This window comes from Rhizobium laguerreae (assembly GCF_002008165.1).
GTDB classification, from domain to species: domain Bacteria; phylum Pseudomonadota; class Alphaproteobacteria; order Rhizobiales; family Rhizobiaceae; genus Rhizobium; species Rhizobium laguerreae.
In genome coordinates this window covers 169323-189324 of sequence record NZ_MRDM01000009.1, presented here as the reverse complement: position 1 = coordinate 189324, position 20002 = coordinate 169323, and the positions used below count along the sequence as shown (strand labels likewise).

At 61.3% G+C, this 20002-nt stretch carries 18 protein-coding genes; 14 read left to right on the top strand and 4 right to left on the bottom strand.

Going from position 1 to position 20002, the window contains the following annotated elements:
- Positions 1-109 precede the first annotated feature (109 nt).
- The 7 genes from BS630_RS07170 (at position 110) to BS630_RS07140 (ending at position 8141) form a co-directional block, all read left to right on the top strand.
- Positions 110-2065, top strand: coding sequence for an SARP family transcriptional regulator (locus BS630_RS07170; protein WP_077976847.1), 1956 nt, complete (start codon positions 110-112; stop codon positions 2063-2065).
- A 40-nt stretch (positions 2066-2105) separates the two neighbouring features.
- On the top strand, positions 2106-3134 hold the full coding sequence (locus BS630_RS07165; protein WP_077976846.1) for a phosphatase PAP2 family protein: 1029 nt from the start codon (positions 2106-2108) through the stop codon (positions 3132-3134).
- Between the two features lie 33 nt (positions 3135-3167).
- Complete coding sequence (locus BS630_RS07160) at positions 3168-4874, top strand: S8 family serine peptidase (protein ID WP_077976845.1); 1707 nt, start codon at positions 3168-3170, stop codon at positions 4872-4874.
- Positions 4875-5112: 238 nt separating this feature from the next.
- Positions 5113-6558 (top strand): aKG-HExxH-type peptide beta-hydroxylase, encoded by a 1446-nt coding sequence (locus BS630_RS07155; RefSeq protein WP_077976844.1) that lies wholly within the window; start codon positions 5113-5115, stop codon positions 6556-6558.
- Positions 6555-7499, top strand: a complete 945-nt coding sequence (locus BS630_RS07150; protein WP_077976843.1) for a ThiF family adenylyltransferase — start codon at positions 6555-6557, stop codon at positions 7497-7499. Before BS630_RS07155 ends, BS630_RS07150 begins: the two co-directional genes overlap by 4 nt.
- A 9-nt stretch (positions 7500-7508) precedes the next feature.
- Positions 7509-7730 (top strand): hypothetical protein, encoded by a 222-nt coding sequence (locus BS630_RS07145; protein WP_003549783.1) that lies wholly within the window; start codon positions 7509-7511, stop codon positions 7728-7730.
- 105 nt (positions 7731-7835) lie between these two features.
- A complete protein-coding gene (locus BS630_RS07140; protein ID WP_027664660.1) occupies positions 7836-8141 on the top strand; it encodes a DUF982 domain-containing protein in 306 nt (101 codons plus the stop codon).
- A 77-nt stretch (positions 8142-8218) separates the two neighbouring features.
- Here BS630_RS07140 and BS630_RS07135 read toward each other — a convergent pair whose 3' ends face one another.
- The 4 genes from BS630_RS07135 to BS630_RS07120 all read right to left on the bottom strand — a co-directional run bounded on the left by BS630_RS07135 (position 8219) and on the right by BS630_RS07120 (position 12022).
- The gene (locus BS630_RS07135; protein ID WP_077976842.1) at positions 8219-9493 is read right to left on the bottom strand and encodes an NAD(P)/FAD-dependent oxidoreductase; all 1275 of its coding nucleotides are present in this window, start codon (positions 9491-9493) and stop codon (positions 8219-8221) included.
- A gap of 13 nt (positions 9494-9506) precedes the next feature.
- Positions 9507-10175, bottom strand: a complete 669-nt coding sequence (locus BS630_RS07130; RefSeq protein ID WP_077976841.1) for a haloacid dehalogenase type II — start codon at positions 10173-10175, stop codon at positions 9507-9509.
- A 163-nt stretch (positions 10176-10338) separates the two neighbouring features.
- Positions 10339-11007 (bottom strand): 3-oxo-tetronate 4-phosphate decarboxylase, encoded by a 669-nt coding sequence (gene otnC, locus BS630_RS07125; protein WP_077976840.1) that lies wholly within the window; start codon positions 11005-11007, stop codon positions 10339-10341.
- A 16-nt stretch (positions 11008-11023) separates the two neighbouring features.
- Complete coding sequence (locus BS630_RS07120; protein ID WP_077976839.1) at positions 11024-12022, bottom strand: LacI family DNA-binding transcriptional regulator; 999 nt, start codon at positions 12020-12022, stop codon at positions 11024-11026.
- Positions 12023-12264: 242 nt separating this feature from the next.
- Between BS630_RS07120 and BS630_RS07115 the strand changes: the two genes are divergently transcribed.
- The 7 genes from BS630_RS07115 to BS630_RS07085 all read left to right on the top strand — a co-directional run bounded on the left by BS630_RS07115 (position 12265) and on the right by BS630_RS07085 (position 19995).
- A complete protein-coding gene (locus BS630_RS07115) occupies positions 12265-13581 on the top strand; it encodes an MFS transporter (RefSeq protein WP_077976838.1) in 1317 nt (438 codons plus the stop codon).
- A gap of 69 nt (positions 13582-13650) precedes the next feature.
- Positions 13651-14595: an L-threonate dehydrogenase gene (gene ltnD / locus BS630_RS07110; RefSeq protein WP_077976837.1), complete on the top strand. Its 945-nt coding sequence runs from the start codon at positions 13651-13653 to the stop codon at positions 14593-14595.
- 14 nt (positions 14596-14609) lie between these two features.
- Positions 14610-15386, top strand: a complete 777-nt coding sequence (gene otnI, locus BS630_RS07105) for a 2-oxo-tetronate isomerase (RefSeq protein ID WP_077976836.1) — start codon at positions 14610-14612, stop codon at positions 15384-15386.
- Positions 15387-15389: 3 nt separating this feature from the next.
- Positions 15390-16676, top strand: coding sequence for a 3-oxo-tetronate kinase (otnK, locus tag BS630_RS07100; protein WP_077976835.1), 1287 nt, complete (start codon positions 15390-15392; stop codon positions 16674-16676).
- Between the two features lie 155 nt (positions 16677-16831).
- A complete protein-coding gene (locus BS630_RS07095) occupies positions 16832-17668 on the top strand; it encodes a GNAT family N-acetyltransferase (protein ID WP_077976834.1) in 837 nt (278 codons plus the stop codon).
- A gap of 13 nt (positions 17669-17681) precedes the next feature.
- Complete coding sequence (locus BS630_RS07090; protein ID WP_077976833.1) at positions 17682-19058, top strand: aspartate aminotransferase family protein; 1377 nt, start codon at positions 17682-17684, stop codon at positions 19056-19058.
- A gap of 223 nt (positions 19059-19281) precedes the next feature.
- Positions 19282-19995, top strand: coding sequence for an HAD-IA family hydrolase (locus tag BS630_RS07085; RefSeq protein ID WP_077976832.1), 714 nt, complete (start codon positions 19282-19284; stop codon positions 19993-19995).
- The last annotated feature ends 7 nt before the right edge of the window (positions 19996-20002 follow it).

Genomic DNA, 20002 nt, shown 5'->3' with positions numbered 1-20002 from the left:
GCGGATGCCCGCAAAATTACGGTGCCCAAACAACATTTCTTTGACGCTGCTTTGACGGCGGGATGCTACGGCCGGTTTGCGAAGTTACGCAGAGGGATTTCAACCGGTTATGCTTCAGTTCGATCATCGTCATAGCATAGATTTACATTTCGCCATCCCGGTTTCCCTTCCCGGTTGCTTGCCAGGAGCCGAAGTTGTGGCAGACTGGCCCCTAGATGCTAGGTCTTCCGGCCGCCAAACGAGCGTATCGGAGGCAGCGGGGGCGGGGCCGGTGGATCGCATGAACAAGGAGCAATATCCGTTTCGGATGTTCCTGCTCGGGCCTTTTGCCCTTGTGGACGCCGGGGGGCGGTCGGTTACTCCGAAATCCAAAAAGGCACAGGCTCTTCTGGCGATGCTTGCATTGTCCGCCCGGGGCTCGCGCTCGAGAATCTGGCTTAGGGACAAGTTATGGAGCGATCGCTCCGACGACCAGGCGGCAGCCAGTCTACGCCAGGCGCTTTTGGACATTCATAAGAGTCTGGGGCCGGCACGTGATCTCTTGATTGCGGATAAGAATACCGTTTGGCTGGATACGGACCGACTCGTGCTGGATACCGACCTGGTGGTTCGGGCGGAGCGGTCTCCGGATCAAGTCACCGACGAATTGCTCGAAGGCATCGACATCCGCGATCCCGAATTCGAGGACTGGTTGGCGCTGGAACGGCAAAACTGGTATCGCCGCCTCGATGAAGGACAAGTCCACGATGTATTCGAGCCGCGACAGCAGCCGAGCCGCGATATCGCCAAACAATCCGCCCTGCTGCCTTTAACGGGCGCCCCGGATACATCGAGAACAGGCAAGCCCGTGGACATCGCCAGCAGCGCCCCATATGGGCGGCGGGTTGGCGGTGACTGGCAATGGATGATGGCTCTTCTGTCCCCCATCATAGTGGGTGCCGGAGAGGGCGGACAAATTGCTGCGACACGGTTCCAGAACCTCATTGCAAAAGCCATCATCGATGGGCTGGGCTTTGGCGTCACCGACCTCTCCTTCACCTTGCCGCATATTGAAGAGAACGAACAGCAGATCAGCCTTCCCATATGCCTACAGCTTCGCCTGACGTTTGATGGTGACATGGTGCTGATCGAGCTGGTGATGAAGCACCTGATCAACAACCGCATTCATTGGCTGGGCAGTCAGGCAATCAACCGCACGCAGTTCGAGCGTGGCGAGTTCGGCATCGCCGCTGCGCTGATCAGCCAGGCCGTCGATCAGCTGGCCTATTTCCAGGAGATCCAGGCAACCGACAGCCGATTGTCGCAAGACGGTCTCCTGATCGACGCCGTCAATGCGATCTTTCGGCTGTCGCGCGACGACCTCGATAACGCGGAACGGCGGCTGGAAGAACAGATCCAGTATCAGCCGCGATCATCGACTTTCGCCTGGCTGTCATTCATTCGGACTTTCCAGGTCGGTCAACGTTTCAACGCACTGGACGCGCATCTGATCGAGGAAGCCCAGGCCTATGCACGCAAGGCGCTGGAACTCGATCCGCAGAATTCCGTGTCGCTCGCGCTCGTCGGCCACGTCCATTCGTTCCTGTTCGGCGAATACGACTACGCGGCCAACCTGTTCGAAAAATCGATCCGCCTGAACCCGGCCCTGCCACTCAGTTGGGACCTCTACGCGATGCTGCACTGCTATGCCGGCCAGCCCGACAAGGCGGTGGCCATGGCGCGTTGGGTACAAGAGCTCGGCGTCTACAGCCCGCATAAATATTACTTCGATACGACCAAATGCATTGCCGCAGCGCTTGCAGGCGATCATGCCACAGCCATAGCGGCAGGCGAAGAAGCCCTGCGGACACGGCCGAACTTCAACAGTCTGCTGCGCTATCTTGTCTCCAGTCATGCCCATTCCAACGATCTCGTCGGCGCGCGGCACTACCTCCAGCGTCTTGAAGCAGTCGAGGGCGACTTCTCCATCAACGCCTTCCGCGGCAGCGGTTATCCGCTGCTCGACACAGGCGGCGGCCAGATCTTAGTCGACGGTCTGCTCAAGGCCGGCGCCAAGCTGCGCTGAACCCGGACAATTCTTCACATCATCGCGCAAGGAGGCTGCAATGGAAGCGGACACTGCCCACGAATCGCAATCAAAATTAGTTCTATTTCTAAACAGTTATAAATTCAGGATTGAGCCGGATACGGTCCTTCCATGCGAACCGAGGGACGATGCCGGTGCTGATCCTCTCGCCGGTGCGTCGCCGGCTGCACCTGATGCAGCCTCCGAACCTGCGCTTTTCCCCGGCACGGGTGAAGATGCATCGCCTCTAGCCAGGCCCATGATGGCGACGATGGCCGTAGCCTCGGTCCTCAACAAGAGCGTGGCGAACAAGTCGGTGCTCAACAAGGCGTCGCTGAACAAAAACAAGAACAAAAATAAGAATAAGAATAAGAACAAGTCGACGATGGATGGCGGTAGCCTCGGCGTATCGCAGCTTATCCCCTCCTTCGAGCTACGCAGGCTGCACCAGCAGCCGTCACGCAACGCCTATACCGCGGCGCGGCGCTTCACCTGGGAAATGCTGGATATACTTCCGCCGCCCGGCCCCGATTATACCCGCCTCGAAACGACGGTGCTGCTCTCTATGCAACGCCGCGACCGCGAACGTGTGCGGCGGCTGCCCGACATCCAAATCGAGTCGACGATCTCCGTGGGGGAATTTACCCGCGCATTGCATATCGAGGATCTCGGCGGTTTCGAGCAAACGGAAGGGCTTTTCCAGGCGATCCTGACGGCCTGCGAATATGTCGGACTGATCTACAAGAGCCAGTTCAATCGGCTGCGGCCAAACCAGTTTGAGCCCATGCTGCGGCCGTTGCTCGCCGCGCCGGTCCACGAATCTTATCCCAGCAACCATTCGTTCCAGTGCTTTTCGATCGCCTTGGCGTTTGCGACGATCCTGCCGGAACATCCGGCCACCGACGAGCTTGCCCGCATCGCCCAGAACGTCGCCGAAAATCGCGAATGGGCCGGCCTGCACTATCCGAGCGACACACAGGCAGGGCGAGATCTTGCCCGACGCTTCGCTCCCTACCTCCACGACGCGTTCGGTCCTCTGTTCCAGGCCGTACACGACGAATGGGCCTGAATTCTCCAGCTGCTGCTCAACAGGGTTACAACCATGACGGATCAAATAAAAATGCCTGAGCCCGCGCCGATCAACTACTACTATCTCTGGCACCTGACTGCTCTTGGCGTAGTCGACGCGGAATACGGATCGGCTCCGCCGGCGCCTCCAGCGCTCGATGCGAGCGCCACACGCGCACTCCCCGATCCACTCATCACCGGCACGGTCTGGGATACCATAGCTTCCGCCAGCGCTTCCGCCGGCCCGCTGCGACCAGCACGGGTCGCGCTGATCGATGTCGGCGTATCTCCCGATCATCCCAATCTGGCAACCCGGCTTGACCGGGAAGCGTCAATCGATTTGACAACCCATCGTTACGGCGCCCGCGTGCTCGAAATTCTCGATACGACCACGTCCTTGGACCGCGAGGAAAGACATGCCTTCTTTGCCGGGCTCGACATCGCTCCGCTCGGCAATATGGGCCTTTCGAACGACGACCGAGACTATCTCGGTGATCTGGTTGCCGAATACGCCGCGTCGGAGGGTGTTATGCGGCGGCTCTACAATCCGGAATCGCTGTTTGCGTCGCATGGTACCTGCTGCGCTGGGCTGATCGTCGGCGAACCCGCCGTTGTTGCGGAAGAAGGCACGTCAAGCCTTCCGCCGGAAGGAGCCTTCTACGGGAATGACGACGAGCTGCGTACGAGCGGCAATCGCAATGTCATCCCCTATTTCGGCGTTGATCCTTTCTCAAGGCTCATCTCGATCAGAACATCGTTCGAAGACGATGTCAGGCAATTCATTGCGGCCTTCCTCTATGCCTACCTTCAGAAAGCAGACGTGATCGTCTTGCCGCGCGGTCTGCCTGACCCGAAACGCAGCATCGTTGAACCGAAGAACGAGCTGAAGGCCGACCTGGAATTATGGAAAAACCAGGATGCCGCCAACCTGTTCACGCGCATTGCTCTTGCTGATCAAGGTGGGCCTGAACTGGAGCCGAAGGCCGCGCAGAAAGGCTCCAATCCGGATCGCCCATGGCACGTCCTTAAACAACTCATCCTCGCCATCAGCCGGCACATCCCGATTGTCTGCGCCGCAGGAAACAGTGGCGAGAGCCAGCTGATCTATCCGGCAAGTCTTGCCGCCGACGACAACGGCATCATAGCCGTTGGAGCCGTTACCGTCGAAGGTTTCCGTTCGGGCTACAGCAATTACGGCGAAGGGTTGACGGTTGTCTCCCCCTCCGACGACGGGGAGGTGTTCAACAGGCATCAGTTGCGCCTCGACCGGCTTTCTCCATTTGCCGCGCAGCACGACTACAGCGCCTTTCGAACGCGGGAATACTACTATTCGCACTTCTCGCTGCTGACGACGGACCTATCGGGGATTTTCGGCTATGATCGTGGCTCCGATCCGTGGTCGGCCATCGTGCCGTTCGGAACCAATCTCGGCATCGGGGGCGGATACTATACCACATTCGGGGGCACATCAGGCGCGTCGGCGCAGGTGGGCGGGCTATGTGCCCTTATACAGCGGGCCTACAAAAGCCGCCACAATCCCGGCGACCGCCTCTCGGGGCCTCAAGTGAAATCAATTCTGAAGACCGCATCGCGCCTGGACGCCATTGTCGCGCCCGGAACGAGGAAATTGACGGCGGATTGCATGAACGCCGAAAGCGAGGACGCCGTCGAGATGGCCTATTTCTTTGGATCGGGACTGCCAAATGCGCGGGCGGCGGTGCAGGCAGCCCTGGCCATCTGAACGCCCGGGGGATGCTATTCCGAGATTCCAAGCCCCCTTTATCGAGGGGGCTTTTTCTTTGGTTACCCTCCTTTTTACGGATTTTTAACGCGGTACTGGCGGGCGACTGACGCCCTTGGGCAATAGTGCCTCTCAACGGACGGCACATACCGTTCCCCGACGAAGCCGGCCCGAACCGGGGCATCTTCGCCCGACATGCAACCTTGATCCACCAGAAGACAAACCCACGGAGGCCTCGATGTCCGCGTCTCGCATTCAACAATTGGCAGATGAGGCGCGCTACCTGCTCAGGGGCAATCCCCTGATGGCAAGCACCGCCTCCCTGCAGCGCATCGCAACTCGCAATCTGTTAAAGCGACGCTTCCAATATGGGTGCACGCTCGCAGCTGCTTCGAAGCTTACCGATTGTTCGGCCGGGGCGGAGACGCTGTCACGATATTTTCCCGACCTTGCAGATGGCGGATACACTCGCCTGCTGGAGCTTCCCCCAGCGATCGCCGAACCGGTCAGCTCCGACCCTTATCGTTCGTCCGTGCTCGCAGCCTGGATGAGTGGGCTCGCGCGGAGTCTGGAATGGCAGGCGGGAGGCCCCGATGCGCAGATCGTCAGCGGCTATCTGCAGTCGGATCTCATCGCATCGGATCTTGAACTCGAACGTCAGCCGGCGCGCCGGCTCTCTTGCGGCATCGGCCTCGTCCGCATCGAAAGCCTGGCGCGGAGCCGCGTCATGCAGCCCCTCCTCCGCCAATGCATGCCGAACTATCACGGTTCCAACTATCCCATCACTGACGACGCGGAATTGGATCACATCGCCAATCATCTAGAGAGAGCCTTCGCGCTAATCGCGGAATTGGACATGTACGGCTATCAGCGCCTGATCGCTGGCCTGCACACGCTTCACGTTGGCGTGCGACGCGAATCGCCGTGTTCGTTCTTGAGTTCGAACGAATTGCCGGGCAGCGCGATCATCGTCCTTTCCAGAGAAAGATTGCGCGACGGCGATCATGCCGCGACCGCGGCCCAACTGCTTCACCAAGCGGGGCATATCCTGCTGGGGTTTTATACGACCTCGGCGGCGGCATCCCTGCCTGGCGAATTCCAATATGTTTCCCCATACAAGGAGGATCTACAGACGCTCGAGAGCATCCTGCACGTGGTGTACACCATTCCCTGGGAGTGCGCCTTCGGCATGGCATGCCTATCCAACGAGGTGGATCCTGAGCGCCGCGCCTGGAAGACGGCATTCATAATTACCTATGCCGCGCGGCAGGTCCCGCTCATCGATATCGCTCGGAAAGGAATCGAACGTCTCGGCGGCGATGTCCTCCTCGACCTCCCAGACATCGCCGCCATTCCTTCCTGGAGTAGCCGGATCTTGTTCCTCGTGGGCCAGTTGCTTGCCGAAGAGCCTATTGCGCACCGCCAGGCGCACTTTGCCGAGCGCCAGCGAGTTCTCGATCGCCAAGCCTGGGATATCGGACAGATGCTGCTGCGTGGCAAAGAGCCGGTCGATCCTCGAATGGGCCGGCGAGAGATCGATGACAGCGGCGACAATGTCAACCTCTGGTACGACGGCAAATTCCACGTGATCGCGAAGGCCGCCGACCATGCGATGGGCAAGGACTACGGTCGCTATGCCGAGACCATCCGCGGATATGCGCCCAGCGAGATGGAGGCGATGTGATGGTCAATGATCGGTCCAAACGATTGTCAGCGACCGCCACGGCGTCCGTCGACTTCCCGAACCTCGTCACCCACAGCCTTGGGCGGGGCGGCCGGGGGGCTCTGTTCACCGGCAATAGTGCCGATTCTGTCGAGGAACAGAGCCCCTATGTTACCCGGTCTGCATTCGTCGTCTCGTTGAAGGCTTCCGATATGCCGGCGGAGGACGAATATGACTCCGCCGCAATCGATCACCACGACGCCATCCTGACGCCTCTTTGCCATCAACACGACGTCGCACGGTTTGGCGATATCGACTTCGTCATCATCGGATGCGGCGACTTGGGCTCGCAGATCGCCATCCAGCTTGCGGCCCTCGGCGCGCGCCATTTCCTTCTCATGGATGCGGATCGTATCGACGAGAAGGATTTGAACCGTCTGCCATGGGCAAGCGAGGCGAATCTCGGCTGGCTGAAGACGGACAGGCTGGCGACCCATCTGGCCGCGGGTTTCTCGGCCTATGTCTTCGCGCTGCCGGAATTTGCGGAAGGCGCCTCGGCGCTGCGGTTAATCGCAGACTACGCTAATAACCCGTTCTTCATTTTCGCCGGCGACGATTCTCGTCCAGCCCAAGATCTCCTGTCGGCCTGCCGAGCATTGGAAGCCGGCCTGCCGCCGCATCTGCATGTGGGCCGCTCTGCAAACTATTGCATGGCAGGTCCTTTGGTCTTGGTGCATGAGGACGCTTGTTCCGTCTGCCATTGCGCCACCCAAGTCGCAACCGACGGCAGCTTTCGCACCCTGCCGGCCACCGTCGACAACCCATTGGTCGCCGGCCTTGCCGTGTCGCAGATCGCCCAAAACTGCCGTTCGAGACACTCGGTCGCCCGGGGACGCCAATGGATATTGGACCTCAAAGGCGATCAAGCCGAGCTGCACTCTCTTAAAACACCCCGAATGTAAGGTATGTCCATGATCGCGCTATTTTCCTCGGAATATTGTTGCCCCGTTGGCGCAACTGCCGGAAAGAACGATGAGCTGACGATAACCGAAGCTCTTCGTGATCCACTGATCGCCATCGTGATGCGCGCGGATGGCGTGACCTCCGAAGAATTCAAGCGACTCCTTGAGGCGGCAGCCCGCGAGCTAAAAGCCAATCTAGCGAACTCCTCCTTCCCACCAACAGGAGGATAGGCACGTGATTGTCGAAACGACACGGGAGATGGTTGACGAGCATGTGTGGCCAATCCCGGTCCAAACCATGACTCGGCATTGGCCGTCCCGCGGAGTTCAGGGGCAATGAGATTCGATATGGTGAGAAAGTTCCCAACGATAATTCTTGTTTTTGCCGAAGGGAAAGACCGCAAGGTGATCCGTACCGTTCACGAGGCTGCCCAACTGTTGCTGAAGGAATGGCCCACCGACGATGGTGAGGAATTCCTCACGGCGGTGAGAATCTGTTTGGAGGTCCTTACCGGGGAGAGCGAACCCGAGCAATTGCATGAGGCAATCGTCCGCGCGGCATATGAAGCGGGTATTGCAGCGATCACGACTGATAACCGCCTTGGCATTCTCAGGATCTATCCAGTCAGCGAGGCCAGATAGTTGACCGCCGCGCAGGCGCTCATCGCAATCCTGCCCCCATCGAGCCGTTTCGGCTGCAATCGGACTGATCCGGTCCGTTACTGGAAGCGATCGAGGGTCTTGTAATAGAGCCCGACGAGCGGCAGGAACCAAGGCTTTCCAAAATGGCCGGGAACGGCCGGCCATTCGAGCCCCTTGATCGGATTACGGTCGACCTTGCCGAGGATGGCGTCGGCCATGATCATGCCGAGATGGGTGGAGAGCTGGGCGCCGTGGCCGGAATAGCCCATGGCATACCAGACACCATCGACATAGCCGGCGCGCGGATAGCGGTCTTTGGTCATGTCGACGAGCCCGCCCCAGCAATAGTCGATTTCGACGCCGGCAAGCCGCGGGAAGATCTCAGCCAGGCTGGCCCGCAGGATGTCGCCGCTCCTTGCGTCCGATTGTTGATCCGACGTGGCGGAAAACCGGGCGCGACCGCCGAAGATCAGCCGCTTCTCGGGCGACAGCCGGAAATAATTGCCGATGTTCATCGACGTGACACAGGTGCGGTTGCCCGGCATCGTAGCGGCGATTTCGGCGTCGGTCAGCGGACGGGTGGCGATGAGGAAGCTGCCGACGGAAATGATCCGGCGGCGGAAATAATTAAAGAGCGACGGCGTATAGGCGCCCGTCGCGACCAGCACGTGATCTGCGGTGATCGTGCCGCGGGCGGTCGTCAGGCTGTGGCGACCGTTGCCCTGCCGGTGCGCGGTCACCGCCGAGCTTTCAAAGATGACGGCGCCATGGCGGGCGGCGGCCGTGGCGAGCCCGGCGACATAACGGCCCATATGCATCATTGCACTCTTCTTCGAGAGCATTGCGCCATGGAAGGGCGAACCGACCTCGCTTTTCAGGTCACTCGCCGTCAGAAGTGCGGTGTCCGGATCGACCTCTCTATGAACCGCCTCGAAATTGCGGGCAATGGCATCTAAATGCTGCGGCTTGGAGGCAAGCTTCAGCTTTCCGGCGCGGCGGAAATTGCAGTCGATCCCCTCTTCGGCGATGATCGCCTCGATCGTGTCGATGGAATCGTCGAACGCCTTGTAGAGGGCGACGGCCCGCTCCACGCCGAGTGCGGATTTAGCTGACAGGAAACTGTGGGCGAGCCCGTTGTTGAGATGGCCGCCATTGCGCCCGGACGCCCCCCAGCCGACCCGTTCGGCCTCCAGCACGACAACCTTGACGCCGGCCTTTGCAAGCTGGCGCGCCGCGGCAAGCCCGGTGAAGCCGGCGCCAATGACGGCGACGTCATAATGTCCGTCGACGGGGCCTTGAGCGCCGCCGGCAAAGGGCTGGGCCGTGTCGTGCCAGTAGGATTCGAACTGCATCCGCGTGTCTCCGTCAGAGCCCGACGACACCAGGAAGGCCCGAGATGTCAGGGATTTCGACATAACCATAATAGGGATTTGCCGGCTCGTGGCCACGATTGACCCAGACCTTGTTCTTGATGCCGAGATCGTGGGCCGACATCAGGTCGTAGCGGAAGGATGACGAGCAATGCAGCACGTCTTCCGGCCCGCAGCCCAGCATATCGAGCATATATTCAAAGCCCCTGAAGCGTGGCTTATAGGACTGCGCCTGCTCGGCGGTATAGACCGCGTGGAAGGGCGCGCCCAGTTTTTCGACGTTCGACATGATCTGCGAATTCATGGCGTTGGAGAGGATCACCAAGGGGATTTCCTCGGCGACTTTGGCGAGACCGGCCGGGACATCCGAATGCGGCCCCCAGGTCGGAACCCGCTCATAGATCATCCGGGCGGCTTCATCGCGAAAGGTCACGCCGTTGCGTTTGCATGTCCGCTCGAGCGAATTGTGCACCACCTCGGCATAGGGTTTCCAGTCGCCCAGGATCTCGTCGAGCCGATAGGCGGCGAAATTCTTGATGAACTCCGCCATGCGTGGCTCGTCGAGCTCTTCGCCGTAGAGGTCGCGCGCCGCCTCCGCCATCTGAAAGTTGGTCAGCGTGCCGTAGCAGTCGAAGGTGATGTATTTCGGACGGAACGTCGTCATCTGCGTATCCTTGAACAATCGGAACTATCACAATCATAGGCACCGCTTCACCCGCCGCTCACCTGAATTGCCGGTATCGGAAGCAGAATCTATCGTATCGAAAGCAGGGTTTGGCAGAAGGTTGCGCGCTTGCCCGCCGTCAACGGCCGGCGGAGTGACGCCTTCAATCGCCGTTGTGATCGTGATGCGACGGAAGGTCGAGGCCGAACGTGTTGACGAGATCGGCCACCTGCGCCGGGCTGAGGAAACGGGGATTGAGGTTACGCAACAGCAGATAGAGCTTCGCCGTTTCCTCCAGTTCCTCGGTCGCGAAGACCGCCGCTTCCAGGCTGTCGCCAGCGACAACAGGTCCGTGATTGGCCAGAAGCACCGACGAATACTTGCCCGCCAGTCCGCGGATCGCATCGGCCACCGCCGGATCGCCGGGACGATAATAGGGCACCAGCGCGGTTTCGCCGGCGCGCATCAGATAATATGGCGTCATCGGCGGCAGGGCGGCGCGCGGATCGATCTCAGGCAGCATGGTCAATGCCACCGCGTGGGTGGAGTGAAGATGGACGATGGCGCGGGCGCTACCGCGCGTATCGTAAAGGGCGGTGTGCAGCGGAATTTCCTTGGTCGGCTTGTCTCCGGACAGGAGCCGGCCTTCGGCATCGAGCCGGGAGATCCGTGCCGGGTCGAGAAAGCCGAGCGAAGCGTTGGTCGGCGTGACCAGCCAGCCGCCATCCTCCAGCCGCAACGAAATATTGCCCGACGAACCAGGCGTCAGCCCGCGCTCGAACAGCGAGCGGCCGTATCGGCAGATTTCCTCACGCAGGCGCGCGTCGGACATGACAGTTCCTCCAATATTAGGCGGTTGCCCCTTCGATCAGTTCAAAGCCGAGATCGACGGCCTGCGGCGGCGCATTAGCGACGACCAATTGCGCGGCGATCTCCCCGGTCGCGACTCGCGGCGTTCGGATGGTCGACAACGGCTGCGGTGTTGCCCGGCCGATATCGAGGCCGTTATAGCCGAAAATGGCGAGCTTCGAGGGGATCGCGATTCCCTCGGCCAGACAATGAAAATAGCCGCCCAGCGCCATGTCGTCGTTAGAGAAATAGACCGCATCGAGATCGGTCGTCCGGGCGAGAAGCCGCTCCAGCCCCAACCTGCCATTTTCCACGGACGAAGCGCCGGCGAGAATTTCGTGGGCGACGAGCGGGGTGTCATGCCCATCGAGCGTTTCGCAAAAGCTGGAAAACCGCTTGCCGGCACGGGTATCGCGGTTCAGGTCGTGACCGACATAGCCAATTCGGCGATAGCCCCGCTTCAGCAGGAAGGCAGCGCTCTCCCGCCCGGCCGCGCGGTTCGAGAAGCCGACCGCGATATCGAGAGCATCGCCGTCGAGATCGAGCAGCTCGACAACCCTGCACCCGCTGGCGCGCAGCATCTTCACCGTACCCTCGGTATGCTCGCATCCAGCCAGCATGACCGCCGCCGGCCGCCAGGCGAGCATCGCCGCGGCAAGCGCTTCCTCCTTGCCCGGATCATAATCGGTCACGGAAAAGACCGCCTGATACCGGTTTTCCTCCAGAACGGCACTGGCACCGCGCAGCACATCGGGAAAGACAATGTTGGACAGCGAGGGAATGACGAAGGCAACGAGACGCGAACCGGTAGAGGCAAGCGTTCCCGCGATCCGGTTCGGCACATAGCCCAGCCGCTCGACGGCGGCCATCACTCGCTCCCGCGTCTTGCCGGAAAACGAACCGTGGTTGCGCAGTACCCGCGACACCGTGCTCTCGCCAACACCGGCCGCTTCCGCGACCTCGGCAAGCGTTACCGTCGGTTGATGTTTGAATTCCATCGTTGCGTTTGAACCCGACTGTTGTGGTGGTTGCCCGGCCTGCCCGCCCGATGACCACCGCGTTGCCACCATTTTTCACCGCTGTCGCCAAGAAGCAAGGTTTTTTTGGCAGCGCTACCAATTTGCTTGTTGGCAGCGCTGCCAAAATGATTTAACGAGAATGGCAGCGCTGCCAAAAAGATGGCACGGCGTGCCGCGGGAGGACCTCAAGGAGACCGCGGCAACAATCGGAGGAGAAAATCATGACGCTGCAGACGCAAGCGCCAGTTGTTGGCATACATCCCGCCCAGACGCTCGAAGACCGCGCCTATGGCAAGGTATTCTGGCGCATCGTACCCTTTTTGATGCTGTGCTACGTGGTCGCCTATCTCGACCGCGTCAATGTCGGCTTCGCCAAGCTGCAGATGTCAAGCGAACTCGGCCTCTCGGAAGCCGCCTATTGCATCGGCGCAGGGATATTCTTCATCGGTTATTTTCTGTTTGAAGTGCCGAGCAACATCATCATGAACAAGGTTGGCGCACGGGTGTGGATCGCCCGCATCATGCTCACCTGGGGCATCATTTCCGCCGCCTTCATGTTCACCTCATCGGAAACCGTCTTCTATGTGCTGCGTTTCCTGCTGGGCGTGGCCGAAGCCGGATTTTTCCCTGGCATCATTCTTTATCTGACCGCCTGGTATCCGGCCCATCGCCGCGCCAGGATCATCACCACCTTCATGTCGGCGATCCCGATCTCCGCCATTTTCGGCAATCCGCTTTCGGGTCTCCTGATGGAAAGTTTTCACGGCACGCACGGACTTTCCGGCTGGCAGTGGATGTTCCTGATCGAAGCCATTCCGGCTATTCTTTTCGGCGTCGCGACGTTCTTCTACCTTGATGATACGATCCAGGACGCGAAATGGCTGAACGATGAGGAAAAGCGCGTGCTGACGGCCAATATCGAGGCGGAGAACCGGACCAAGACGGCAAGCCCGCACAGCATCGGTGCAACGCTGACCGACCGCCGCGTCTGGCTGATGTGCCTGATCTATTTCTGCTTCGTGCTCGGGCAATATGGCCTGAATTTCTGGATGCCGACCATCGTCAAGGCCTCGGGCGTCAAAGGAAACCTTAATATCGGCCTGATTTCGGCGATCCCCTATATCTGCACATTCGTTGTGATGCTGGCGCTCGGACGTTCCGCCGACAGGCGGCGCGAACGCCGCTGGCACCTCGTCGTCCCGGCCCTCATCGCCGCCGGTGGCTTCGTCTCAGCGACGATGGCGACGAGCACGGCGGTCTCGATTGCCTGCCTCTCGCTGGCGGCTGCCGGCGCCATCAGCTGCGCGCCGCTGTTCTGGTCGCTTCCGACGGCTTTTCTCGCCGGCACCGGTGCTGCCGCCGGCATCGCCTGGATCAATTCGGTCGGCAATCTCGCCGGCTTTCTCGGGCCGTTTCTGGTAGGCTATCTCAAAGACTTCACCGGCACCAACAGCGCCGGCATGTATCTCTTGGCGGCTGCCTTGGTCATTGGTTCGCTGGCCGTGTTGACGGTTCCGGCGAAAAGCGTCAATCGCTGAGCTACAGCCCCTCCGGGATGATACCCGGAGGGGCGCAGACCTTTCCTCACAAGACTGGAGAAGCTCCTCATGTCACCGCTTGCTGACAACTCAGGTCCCGACATTATCGCGGCCGTCATCGGTCTTGGTTCCATGGGGCTTGGCATGGCCCAGTCGATGAAGCGCGCGGGTCTCGACGTCGTTGGATATGACATCACGCCGGCCGCAGTAGACCGCTTCATCGCCGATGGCGGACGTGGGGTGGCGACCCCTGCCGCTGCGGCAAAGGACGCCGACATTGTCGTCTCCGTGGTCGTCAACGGCGCGCAGACCGAGGCCGTATTGTTCGGGCCTGAAGGCGTTGCGCATGCGATGAAGCCCGGCGCCGTCTTCGTCTCGTCGGCCACCATGGATCCCGCCGTCGCACGCGATCTGGCACAGCGGGTGGAAGCTCTCGGCCTGCATTATCTCGACGCGCCGATTTCAGGCGGCGCGGCCAGGGCGGCGCGTGGCGAATTGACGGTCATGGCATCCGGCTCCAGACAGGCCTTCGGCGCGGCGCGCCCGGGTCTCGACGCCATGGCCGCCAAGGTCTACGAACTCGGCGACGAGGCCGGAAAAGGCGCTGCCTTCAAGATGATCAACCAGCTTCTCGCCGGCGTGCACATCGCGGCCGCATGCGAGGCGATAACGTTCGCCGCCAAGCAGGGCCTCGACCTCGACAAGGTCTATGAGGTGATCACCGCTTCGGCCGGCAACTCGTGGATGTTCGAAAATCGCGTGCCGCATGTGCTGGCCGGAGACTATACGCCGCTCAGCAGCATCGAGATTTTCGTCAAGGATCTCGGCATCGTCCAAGACATGGCCCGCTCCGAGCGTTATCCCGTACCGCTCGCGGCAGCAGCTCTGCAGATGTACCTGGCCGCCTCCGGGGCGGGCATGGGCCGTGACGACGATTCCTCGCTGGCGCGGCTCTATGCCAAGCTTTCCGGCGCTGAATTGCCCAGCTCCACCAAAGAACCGCAGAGCCTGTAGAAGGAACGCCAGACATGCCGGTTTTCGCCGCCAACCTGACGATGATGTTCAACGAATGGGCCTTCCTCGACCGCTTCGACGCCGCAGCCGAGGCCGGCTTTGCCGCCGTCGAATACCTCTTTCCCTATGAAGCCACGCCCGAGGCAATCGCCGAACGGCTTGCCCGCAACAATCTGCAGCAGGCCTTGTTCAACCTGCCGCCGGGCGACTGGGCAGCAGGCGAGCGCGGCATCGCCGCCCTTCCCGGACGGTTCGATGCGCTGAAAGCGGATGTCGAGCGGGCACTGGACTATGCGGCGGCAACGGGCGTCAGACGGTTGCACCTGATGGCAGGCATCGCCGACCGTCATGACGAAGACGCCTCCTCCGCTTATCGGCGCTCCGTCACCTATGCTGCCGGGCGGCTTGCGGAAAAGGGCATCGATCTGCTGCTCGAGCCGATCAACGGCCGAAACATGCCTGGATATTTCCTCAACGACTTCGGCGCCGCCGAGCGGCTGATCGCCGAATGCGGTCTGCCGAACCTGAAGCTCCAGTTCGACATCTATCACCGCCAGATCATCCACGGCGACGTCACTATCGCGTTGCGACACCTGCTGCCGATTGCCGGCCACATCCAGATCGCCAGCGTGCCGTCCCGCAACGAGCCGGATGGGGAGGAATTGAACTATCCCTACCTGTTCGGCGAAATCGATCGCCTTGGTTACGACGGTTTCGTCGGCTGCGAATACATCCCGCGCGGCCACACACTGGACGGTCTTGGCTGGTTCAAACCTTTTGCACGGAGCTAGACGATGGCTATTTTGCTCGGATCAATCGCTGACGACTATACGGGCGCCTCCGACCTCGCCAACACCTTGACGAAGAACGGCCTGCGCACGGTGCAGACGGTCGGCATCCCCGATCCGTCGCTCGCCCTGCCGGATGTCGACGCCGTCGTCGTTTCCCTGAAGATCCGCTCCGTCCCGGCCTCGGAGGCCGTGACGGCGGCGACGAGCGCCGAGCGATGGCTACGCCAGCGGGGTGCCGGCCATGTGCTTTACAAGATCTGCTCGACCTTCGATTCCACCGATGCCGGCAATATCGGTCCGGTCACCGAGGCCTTGAGCGATGCTGCCGGCGGCGGCGTCGTGCTGGTGACGCCCGCCTTTCCGGAAACGGGACGCACCGTCTATTTTGGCCATCTCTTCGTCGGCGGACAACCGTTGAACGAAAGCCCGCTCAAGGACCACCCCCTCAATCCGATGCATGACGCCAATCTCGTGCGGGTTCTGACCCGCCAGTCGCGCAATGCTGTCGGGCTAGTCGATCTGACGACCATCGCGGCCGGACCCGGCGCCGTCAAAATGAGGCTCGATTCCTTTTCCTTTCGCACCGCAGGCGTCACTGCTGTTATCGCCGATGCGATTTTCGAACGGGATCTTGAAACGCTCGGCGAGGTCGCTCTCGAAACGCCGGTGTCGACCGGTGCGTCCGGCCTCGGCCTCGGCCTTGCCCGCGCGCTCGTCCGCTCCGGCCGGATTTCGTCCGGGGGCGCGACGACGGCGGACGCCATTCGCCCGGTGGGCGGGCTTTCCGCGATCGTTGCCGGCAGTTGCTCCAAGGCTACGCTCCATCAGCTCGACATCGCCGAACGATCGATGCCCGTCCTGCGGCTCGACCCTGAGCGTCTGCTTGCCGGTCCCGACGAGATCGCCGCGGCGATTACATGGGCCGGAGAACGCATCTCCGCCGGCCCCGTCGTCATCGCCGCGAGTGCTGCGCCTGAAACCGTGTCCCGGCTGCAATCGATCTATGGACGAGAAGCCTCCGGCCACGCGATCGAGGCCGCGACGTCGATCATCGCCACAGAACTGGTGGAGAGAGGCGTGCGGCGCCTGGTGGTCGCAGGCGGGGAAACCTCGGGCGCGGCGGTCGACAGGCTCGCCGTTCCGGCATTTCTGATCGGCCCGGAGATTGCGCCCGGCGTGCCGGTGCTGCGCACAGTCGGCAATGCCCAGGGCGATATGCTGCTGGCGTTGAAATCAGGAAACTTCGGAGGTGAAGATTTCTTTGCGGCAGCGCTGGCGATGATGCACTGACAGGATCTGGATTCGATGAACATCGGTTGGTTCTAGCATAAGATGCGGCGGCCGATGATAGCAAAGCCATAAGATACTGCCTGAACCACGGCCTTCAGACGATCTGCCCGCCGGCGCTCCGGCAGACTGGCGGGCACGATATGAAGGACGCCCCCATGCAAGCAAGTCAGATCGAAATCGTCCCGTTCGGCCCCGACCATCTGGAAGCCGCTGTCGCGCTCTCAAGACAGGCGGGCTGGCCGCATCGGACGGAAGACTGGCAGCTGGCGCTCGCCTTGAGCGAAGGGATGGTTGCGGTCGAGGATGGCAGGGTCGTCGGCACCGTCCTCGTCACGCCGTATAAGGGAGATTGTGCGACGATCAACATGGTCATCGTCGACGAGACGATGCGTGGCAGGGGTCTCGGCCGAAAACTCATGGACGCCGCTTTGCTGACAGCGGGAGACCGGCCGTTGAGGCTGGTGGCGACGACGGAAGGTCTGCCGCTCTATCAGAAGCTTGGCTTCCACGAGACGGGAACCGTGCTACAGCACCAGGGCCTTGGCGGAGAAATTGTCGCGCCGGCGGAAACGGAAGCCGCCACCGATGCCGACCTCGCTGGCATCGCGGAGCTTGACCGACTTGCCTTCGGCGCCGACCGCGAAGGGCTGCTCTCCTATCTCGCCGGGATCGGCGAATTCGCCGTCACTCGCCGCGACGACCGCATTTCCGGGTTCGCTTGCCTGCGTCCTTTCGGCCGCGGCGAAGTGATCGGACCGGTGGTGGCCGCCGACGTCGGCGAGGCCAGGAAACTCATCGAACATTTCATCGCCAGACGGCCCGGGCGGTTCCTCAGGGTCGACACCACCGACGAGACCGGGCTTTCCCCATGGCTCGCCGACCATGGGCTCGCCCATGTCGGCGGCGGAATCACGATGAAAAAGCCCTTCGTCCACCACGCCGCCGAACCGGCCGTCACCACCTTTGCCCTCGCCAGCCAGGCACTCGGCTGATCCGGAGATCTCCATGTACAGCAATTCTCTCATCGAACTCGATCGCGCCCACCTCATTCATCCTGTCGCCTCCTATCGAGGCCATGAAAAGCTTGGCGTGCGGGTGCTGGCCTCGGCCAAGGGCGCGACGGTCACCGACGCCTCCGGCAAGCAGCTGATCGACGGCTTCGCCGGCCTCTGGTGCGTCAATGCCGGTTACGGCCACGAGAGCATCGTCGAGGCGGCGGCCCGGCAGATGCGCGAGCTTCCCTATGCGACGGCCTATTTCGGCCTCGGCTCAGAGCCCGCGATCCGACTTGCCAGCGAACTCGCCGACCGCGCACCGGGCGATCTCAACCACGTCTATTTTACGCTCGGCGGCTCCGATGCGGTAGACAGCACGATCCGCTTCATCCGCTACTACTGGCATGCCCGTGGACAGCCTCAGCGCGATCAGTTCATCTCCGTCGAACAGGGCTATCACGGTTCCTCGACGGTCGGCGCGGGTCTGACCGCGCTACCTGCCTTCCATGCCGGCTTCGGCGTTCCATTCGATTGGCAGCATAAGATTCCGTCTCACTACGCCTATCGCAACCCGGTGGGCGACAATCCGCAGGCGATCATCGACGCCTCGCTTGCGGCGCTGAAAAGCAAGGTCGAGGCGATCGGGCCGGAACGCGTCGCCGCTTTCTACGTCGAGCCGATCCAGGGATCGGGCGGCGTTCTGGTGCCGCCGAAAGGCTGGATGAAAGCCATGCGCGAATTCTGCCGCGCGCACGACATCCTTTTTGTCGCGGACGAGGTGATCACCGGCTTTGGCCGCACCGGCCCGCTTTTCGCCTGCATCGAGGATGAGGTCGTGCCCGACTTCATGACGACCGCCAAGGGCCTGACCTCGGGTTACGTTCCCATGGGTGCCGTCTTGATGGCCGATCACGTCTATCAAACGATCGCCGAGGGCGCGGGTGCTGCCGCCGTTGGCCATGGCTATACCTATTCGGCCCATCCCGTCAGCGCCGCGGTCGGCCTCGAAGTCCTGAAGCTCTACGAAAACGGGCTTCTCGAAAACGGCGTCAGGGCCGGCGCACGGCTGATGCGGGGCCTGGAATCGCTGAGGGATCATCCGCTCGTCGGCGATGTCCGCGGCCGCGGCATGCTGGCCGCCGTCGAGCTGGTGGTCGACAAGGTGAACAAAACGCCCTTGCCGGCATCTGCCGAACCCGCCCGCCGCATCTTCGATCGCGCCTGGGAAAACGGCCTCGTCATCCGCGCCTTCGGCAATGGTGCAATTGGCTATGCTCCGCCGCTTTGCTGCACAGACACGGAGATAGACGCGATCATCGAGCGCACCCGCATCACGCTGGACGAGACGCTGGAGGATCCGGATGTGCGTCGGGCGTTGCAGGCCTGAGAATATCGGGAAACCGTCAGATTCGGTATTTTGTGCCGCCTCATGGGGTCTATTCGGCGAATCCGGCGCAGTGCAGGTGACAAACTGAAGTCAACGAAAGGCCTGGATCCCGGCAGATGCGGGCCTTCCCATAAAAGAGCGGGACAATGACCCCGCCAGCGGAACAGAATTTTCTTCTTCGAGAAGCCGAGCTCCCATCGGGGCCGAACACTGGGGAATTCACGTGAGCAAGAGCCTTTCGGAATTCAAATACATGACCTTCGACGTCGTCGGCACGCTTATCGACTTCGAGGGCGGCCTCAAGACCTGCTTCGCCGAGATCGCGGCCGAAGTCGGAAGCACAGTCGACGGCGAGCAAGCGCTTAGCCTCTACCGCGCAGCCCGCTATTCCGACCATGCCGATCTCTTTCCGGACGACCTCGTGCGCGTCTACCTTGCGATCGCGCCGAAGCTCGGCCTGCCCACTGAGCAAAAACATCGCGAACGCCTGCGGGATTCGGCGAAGAGCTGGAAGGGCTTTGCAGACAGCGCCGCGGCGCTGGCAAGTCTTGCGAAGGATTACCGCCTCGTGGCGATGACCAATGCCCGCCGCTGGGCCTTCGATTTCTTCGAGAAGGAACTCGGCAACCCCTTTTATGCCGCCTTCACCGCAGATGATACCGGGACCGAGAAACCCGATCCCGCATTCTTCGAGAAGGTATTCGACTACGTCGCCTCGGAAGGACATTCGAAGGACGACATCCTGCATGTCGCCCAGAGCCAGTACCACGACATCGGGATTTCCAGGAAACTCGGGCTGACCAATTGCTGGATCGAGCGACGACATGCCGAGAAGGGTTACGGCGGCACGATCGAACCGGCTGAGTTCACCAAACCCGATTACCATTTCACCTCCATGGCCGGCCTTGCCGATGCCGTGGCCGCCGCGCGCGCCTGACTTTGAA

Excerpts from the sequence above, each read along its gene's own strand:
- BS630_RS07170 (WP_077976847.1), top strand. The coding sequence starts at position 110 with ATGCTTCAGTTCGATCATCGTCATAGCATAGATTTACATTTCGCCATC.
- BS630_RS07165 (WP_077976846.1), top strand. The coding sequence starts at position 2,106 with ATGGAAGCGGACACTGCCCACGAATCGCAATCAAAATTAGTTCTATTT.
- BS630_RS07160 (WP_077976845.1), top strand. The coding sequence starts at position 3,168 with ATGACGGATCAAATAAAAATGCCTGAGCCCGCGCCGATCAACTACTAC.
- BS630_RS07155 (WP_077976844.1), top strand. The coding sequence starts at position 5,113 with ATGTCCGCGTCTCGCATTCAACAATTGGCAGATGAGGCGCGCTACCTG.
- BS630_RS07145 (WP_003549783.1), top strand. The coding sequence starts at position 7,509 with ATGATCGCGCTATTTTCCTCGGAATATTGTTGCCCCGTTGGCGCAACT.
- BS630_RS07140 (WP_027664660.1), top strand. The coding sequence starts at position 7,836 with ATGAGATTCGATATGGTGAGAAAGTTCCCAACGATAATTCTTGTTTTT.
- BS630_RS07135 (WP_077976842.1), bottom strand. The coding sequence starts at position 9,493 with ATGCAGTTCGAATCCTACTGGCACGACACGGCCCAGCCCTTTGCCGGC.
- BS630_RS07130 (WP_077976841.1), bottom strand. The coding sequence starts at position 10,175 with ATGACGACGTTCCGTCCGAAATACATCACCTTCGACTGCTACGGCACG.
- otnC (WP_077976840.1), bottom strand. The coding sequence starts at position 11,007 with ATGTCCGACGCGCGCCTGCGTGAGGAAATCTGCCGATACGGCCGCTCG.
- BS630_RS07120 (WP_077976839.1), bottom strand. The coding sequence starts at position 12,022 with ATGGAATTCAAACATCAACCGACGGTAACGCTTGCCGAGGTCGCGGAA.
- BS630_RS07115 (WP_077976838.1), top strand. The coding sequence starts at position 12,265 with ATGACGCTGCAGACGCAAGCGCCAGTTGTTGGCATACATCCCGCCCAG.
- ltnD (WP_077976837.1), top strand. The coding sequence starts at position 13,651 with ATGTCACCGCTTGCTGACAACTCAGGTCCCGACATTATCGCGGCCGTC.
- otnI (WP_077976836.1), top strand. The coding sequence starts at position 14,610 with ATGCCGGTTTTCGCCGCCAACCTGACGATGATGTTCAACGAATGGGCC.
- otnK (WP_077976835.1), top strand. The coding sequence starts at position 15,390 with ATGGCTATTTTGCTCGGATCAATCGCTGACGACTATACGGGCGCCTCC.
- BS630_RS07095 (WP_077976834.1), top strand. The coding sequence starts at position 16,832 with ATGCAAGCAAGTCAGATCGAAATCGTCCCGTTCGGCCCCGACCATCTG.
- BS630_RS07090 (WP_077976833.1), top strand. The coding sequence starts at position 17,682 with ATGTACAGCAATTCTCTCATCGAACTCGATCGCGCCCACCTCATTCAT.